Annotated in this window: 4 protein-coding genes and 1 pseudogene; 4 read left to right on the top strand and 1 reads right to left on the bottom strand. The window is 64.6% G+C overall.

The genetic code is table 11. The features are described from left to right. Positions 1–259: pseudogene (locus tag A3764_RS01090) on the top strand (hypothetical protein); the annotation flags it as partial. A 102-nt stretch (positions 260–361) separates the two neighbouring features. Continuing rightward, positions 362–1,348: a cobaltochelatase subunit CobS gene (gene cobS / locus A3764_RS01085; RefSeq protein ID WP_067919315.1), complete on the top strand. Its 987-nt coding sequence runs from the start codon at positions 362–364 to the stop codon at positions 1,346–1,348. Between the two features lie 69 nt (positions 1,349–1,417). On the opposite strand, the gene A3764_RS01080 is transcribed toward cobS, so the two are convergent. Then, positions 1,418–2,098, bottom strand: coding sequence for a hypothetical protein (locus tag A3764_RS01080; RefSeq protein ID WP_067919317.1), 681 nt, complete (start codon positions 2,096–2,098; stop codon positions 1,418–1,420). A 182-nt stretch (positions 2,099–2,280) separates the two neighbouring features. Between A3764_RS01080 and cobT the strand changes: the two genes are divergently transcribed. Together cobT and A3764_RS01070 are read left to right on the top strand one after the other, a co-directional pair. Further along, the gene (cobT, locus tag A3764_RS01075) at positions 2,281–4,158 is read left to right on the top strand and encodes a cobaltochelatase subunit CobT (RefSeq protein ID WP_067919319.1); all 1,878 of its coding nucleotides are present in this window, start codon (positions 2,281–2,283) and stop codon (positions 4,156–4,158) included. Between the two features lie 53 nt (positions 4,159–4,211). Beyond that, positions 4,212–5,250, top strand: a 1,039-nt coding sequence (locus A3764_RS01070; protein ID WP_201722380.1) for an aminopeptidase P family N-terminal domain-containing protein, incomplete at its 3' end; no start/stop codon positions are given.

The raw sequence follows: 5,250 nt of genomic DNA, 5'->3' as shown, positions 1-5,250 counted from the left end.
CTTGCTGGAACAGGGCCATGCGGAAGAGGCGGCACAGGTCTACCGCGAGGATCTGGGCCTCGTTCCCGGGTTGCCGCGTGCCTGCGTGCACCCCGACAACGTCTGGAGTTTGAAGGGCCTGCACGATTGTCTCGAACAACTGGGCGAGACGGCGGAGCTGCCCCAGCTGCGGCTGCGCCTGTCGCTGGCACAGGCCCGGGCGGACCAACCTGTCGCGGCCTCCTGCGGCTGTGCACAGGCCGCGATGGCCGCTGGCTGAAGGAGGAATTCCGCCCGCCCGCCCTTGCGCGTCGCGCCCGAATGTTGCACCACCGGCGGGTTGATGCTCCTCCGAGGAGCCGAGATCGAGAGGGATGGCAGCATGGCCGACGGCGCATTGGAACTGAACACCAAACCGCACGAGGAAATTCACGTGCGGGACGTCTTCGGCATCGACACCGACATGGTCGTCAAAGGGTTCGAGGAACGCACCAGCCGGGTGCCCGACCTCGACAGTACCTACAAGTTCGATCCCGACACGACGCTCGCGATCCTCGCAGGGTTTTCGCACAATCGCCGCGTGATGATCCAAGGCTATCACGGCACGGGCAAATCCACCCATATCGAACAGGTCGCCGCACGGCTGAACTGGCCCTGCGTGCGCGTCAACCTCGACAGCCATATCAGCCGGATCGACCTGATCGGCAAGGACGCGATCAAACTGAAGGACGGCAAGCAGGTCACCGATTTTCAGGAAGGCATTCTGCCTTGGGCGCTGCGCAACCCCACCGCGATCGTCTTCGACGAATACGATGCGGGCCGGGCCGATGTGATGTTCGTGATCCAGCGGGTGCTGGAGGTGGACGGCAAGCTGACGCTGCTCGACCAGAACCAGGTCATCACCCCGCACCCCTATTTCCGCATCTTCGCCACCGCCAATACCGTGGGCCTTGGCGATACGACCGGGCTCTACCACGGCACCCAGCAGATCAACCAGGGCCAGATGGACCGCTGGAGCCTTGTGGCGACGCTGAACTACCTCAGCATCGATGCGGAAACCGCGATCGTTCTGTCGAAGAACCCGCATTACAACACCGACAAGGGCCGCAAGACTGTGCGCCAGATGGTCACCGTCGCGGATCTGACCCGCACAGCCTTCATGAACGGCGAGTTGAGCACGGTCATGTCCCCCCGGACAGTCATCGCATGGGCCCAGAACGCCGAGATTTTCCGCAACGTCGGCTATGCCTTCCGGCTGTCCTTTCTCAACAAATGCGACGAGTTGGAGCGCCAGACCGTGGCCGAATTCTACCAGCGGCTTTTCGATGAGGAACTTCCCGAAAGCGCCGCGAGCCTCAGCCTCGGCTAATTCGTGAAAAACCCGCGCCAAGGCGCGGGTTTTCTTTTCTGCCGTGGTGGCAGGTTCATGTCCTGCGGATCAGTTGTTGCCGCGCGACTGCGTAGCGGCGCCCCGCTGCAGACGTTCGATGAAATCCTCGGGGCTGACACCGGGCGGCAGCACGATGATCGAACCGCCATCGCGATTTGACCCCATGCCACTGCGCGAGCGGTCATCGCCCCGGCGGCTGCGGTCTTCGCGGTCCTGCTGGCGGCTGAGTTGCCGCATGCGCCGGTCGAACCGGTCGCGCATGTTGGCCGCACCGGCCATGTAGCCCCGACGGTAGGCCCGTTCGTAGATTTGCTGGGCAAAAACATCGAGATCCAGCATCAGGGTACGTTCGGCCATGGCCCGGTCGTCTTCGTAGACATCGCCATAGCCGTCTTCGCCAAAGGCCTGATCAGGGTCGATAGCGCCCCCTTGTTCGTTCTGGCGGATCGCCACACCCTCTTCTCCATTGGTGCCGATCTCGTTGGCGAGCGGGCTTTCGGGGGTGCCATCCGAATTTTCGACCGTGCCCGAGGCGGTCCCGGTCGAGGAGGTCGCGGCCCCCATGTCCGTCGTGGATCCACTTTCGGACGTATTCTGCGTATTCTGTTGCGTGGTCTGTTCGGTGGTCTGCGACGCGCCCTGATCGCTGGTCTGCGCGATGCCCGCCACCGGCGCCAAGGCCAGTGCGACGAGGCTCGTCGTTACCAATACATGTCTCTTGATACTCATTACTCTCTCCTCCGATAACGGATGTGCAAACACCACATCCGCAGGCTCAACGGGTCAGCCGACGTGAGGGTTCCTCTCCTGCCCCGCTGGCGGGGGCTGCGGACCCGGAGCAGACCACCTTCCGCAGTCCCGCCAGCCGGTTTGCGATTGCGCATATGCGGTCAAACGCTAGATTGGCGGGTATGAGCAAACCCTCCGACAATCCCGCCGACGCCTTCAAGAAAGCCCTCGCCGAGGCATCGAAGGTAATGGCGGACGATCCCGATCTGAACGTCAGCTATTCGGTAGACCCTTCCGGCCTGTCGGGCGATTCCATGCGCCTGCCGCAGGTCAGCCGCCGCATGACCCGCGAAGAGGTCCTGCTGGCGCGTGGTACCGCCGATGCGCTGGCGCTGAACCGGCGCTACCACAACGGCGAAACCCACGCCCGCTACCTGCCGCAGGGCGAAATGGCGCGCGATCTCTACGAGGCGATGGAAACCGCCCGCTGCGAAGCGATGGGCGCGCGGGACATGCCGGGCACTGCTGGCAACATCGACGCCAAGATCCGCCACGATTCCCTGCGCAAGGGATACGATCAGGCCAAGCAGGCCAGCGACGTGCCGCTTGCAACAGCTGCGGGGTACCTCGTACGGCATCTGGCCACGGGCCGCCCCCTGCCCGCCGGCGCGCAGAACGTTATGGAACTATGGCGCGGGTTCATCGAGGATCAGGCTGCAGGAACGCTCGAAGGGCTGGACAAGTCCCTGAAGGACCAATCCGCCTTTGCCAAGTTTTCCCGGCAGATCATCTCTGACCTCGGCTATGGCGATCAGCTGGGCGACGACCCGGATCAACTTGACGAGGATCAGGAAGACGAGGCCGAGGAAGGTGCGGAGGAGGAACAGGATCCCGACAGCACCGGGCAGGACGATCAGGACGACGAGGAGGCCGAAGGCAGCCCCGAACAGAGCCAGGAAGAACAGCAGGACCAGAGTCAGGCCCAGGTCTCCATGGATGACATGGCCGATCAGGAACTGGGCGACGAGGCCGAGATGCCGGAAGGCGATGCGCCGATGGAGCCACCGGCCCCGCAGCCGGTTTCCGACGCCGACCCGAATTACCTTGTCTACGATGACCAGCATGACGAGATCATCGGCGCCGAGGAATTGGCCGAACCTGTCGAACTGGAACGGCTGCGCGCCTATCTCGACCAGCAGTTGGAGCCGCTCAAGGGCGCGGTGAGCCGTCTGGCGAACAAGCTTCAGCGCCGGTTGCAGGCGCAGCAGAACCGCAGTTGGGAATTTGACCTCGAAGAAGGCATGCTGGACGCGGGCAGGCTTGCCCGGGTGGTGGCCAATCCGACCACGCCGCTCAGCTTCAAGGTCGAAAAGGACACCGAGTTCCGCGATACCGTGGTGACGCTGCTGCTGGACAACTCCGGCTCCATGCGCGGGCGGCCGATTTCCATCGCGGCCATCTGCGCCGACGTGCTGGCGCGGACGCTGGAACGCTGCAACGTGAAGGTCGAGATCCTCGGCTTCACCACGCGGGCGTGGAAGGGCGGACAGGCGCGGGAGGCCTGGCTGAACGAGGGGCGGCCGGTCCAGCCCGGGCGGCTCAACGATCTGCGGCACATCATCTACAAGTCGGCGGATGCGCCGTGGCGGCGTACCCGCGACAACCTCGGGCTGATGATGAAGGAAGGCCTTCTGAAGGAGAACATCGACGGCGAGGCGCTGGAATGGGCGCACCGGCGGATGATGGCGCGGCATGAATCGCGCAAGATCCTGATGGTCATCAGCGACGGTGCCCCGGTGGACGACAGCACGCTGTCGGTGAACCCCGCGAACTATCTCGAAAAGCATCTGCGCGATGTCATCGCCATGGTCGAGCGGCGCAAGGCCGTCGAGCTTCTGGCCATCGGCATCGGCCATGACGTCACCCGCTATTACGACCGCGCGGTGACGATCACGGACGTGGATCAGCTTGCCGGTGCGATGACGGAGCAACTGGCGGCGCTGTTCGATTCCGATCCCCGCAAGCGGGCGCGCGTCATCGGCATGCGCCGCGCGGGCTGAGAGGCCGGGACGCTCCCGCGGGGGAGTATTTCTGAAAGGGTGAAGGGGGAGCGATGTTCCAGAGTTTCGAGGTCACCGCACGGCCCGAACAGGGGCCGCCGCGTCTAGAAGGACTGCGGGGAGAAATTGCGAAAGCGGGTCTGGACGGGTTTCTCGTACCGCGCGCGGATGCGCATCAGGGCGAATATGTCGCCCCCCATGACGAAAGGCTCGCCTGGCTGACCGGCTTTACCGGGTCGGCCGGTTTCTGTGCCGTTTTGCAGGACGTGGCGGGTGTTTTCGTCGATGGCCGGTATCGCACGCAGGTCAAGGCGCAGGTCGCCCCCGCCTTCACGCCCGTGCCCTGGCCCGAGGTATCGCTGGGCGACTGGCTGAGGGAGCATTTGCCCCAGGGGGGCAAGGTGGGCTTTGACCCGTGGTTGCACAGCGTCAACCAGATCGACCAGACCGAAGCCGCGCTGGAAGGCAGCGGTGTTCAGCTTGTCCCCTTCGAAAACCTTGTCGACCGCATCTGGCCGGACCAGCCCGCGCCCCCGATGGCGCCCGTTGATGTGCATCCGTTGGAACATGCCGGGGAAAGCCATGCGGACAAGCGGGCGCGGCTTGGGGCGGGCTTGCGCGAAAAGGGCGAAGCGGCGGCGGTGATCACCCTGCCCGACTCGCTCTGCTGGCTGCTCAACCTGCGGGGAGCGGATATTCCGCGCAATCCGGTGGCGCATGGTTTCGCGGTGCTGCATGCCTCCGGCGAGGTTGACCTGTTCATGGATGAACGCAAGCTTGCGGGTATCGGGGATCATCTCGATATGGGGGTGCGGGTGCATGCGCCCGACATGCTGCTGACCCGGCTGGCCGGAATGCCCGGCCCCCTGCGGCTCGACCGGGACAGTGTGCCGGTCGTCATCGCCGAAGCCGTGGGTGACAAGCTGTCGTGGGGGCAGGATCCCTGCGCGCTGCCGAAGGCCACCAAGAACGCGGCGGAGATCGAGGGGTCAGTCCAAGCGCATCTGCGCGACGGGGCCGCCGTGGTGGAAACGCTCGCCTGGCTTGACGGGCAGCGCCCCGGTAGCGTGACGGAAACGCAGGTCGTCGAAA

This window comes from Sulfitobacter sp. HI0129, assembly GCF_001635395.1.
In the GTDB taxonomy this organism is placed as follows: Bacteria; Pseudomonadota; Alphaproteobacteria; order Rhodobacterales; family Rhodobacteraceae; genus Sulfitobacter.
This window is presented reverse-complemented; position numbering and strand designations above follow the sequence as displayed.

What these genes read in the sequence shown, in the direction of transcription:
- cobS (WP_067919315.1), top strand. Translation starts at nt 362, where the DNA reads ATGGCCGACGGCGCATTGGAACTGAACACCAAACCGCACGAGGAAATT.
- cobT (WP_067919319.1), top strand. Translation starts at nt 2,281, where the DNA reads ATGAGCAAACCCTCCGACAATCCCGCCGACGCCTTCAAGAAAGCCCTC.
- A3764_RS01080 (WP_067919317.1), bottom strand. Translation starts at nt 2,098, where the DNA reads ATGAGTATCAAGAGACATGTATTGGTAACGACGAGCCTCGTCGCACTG.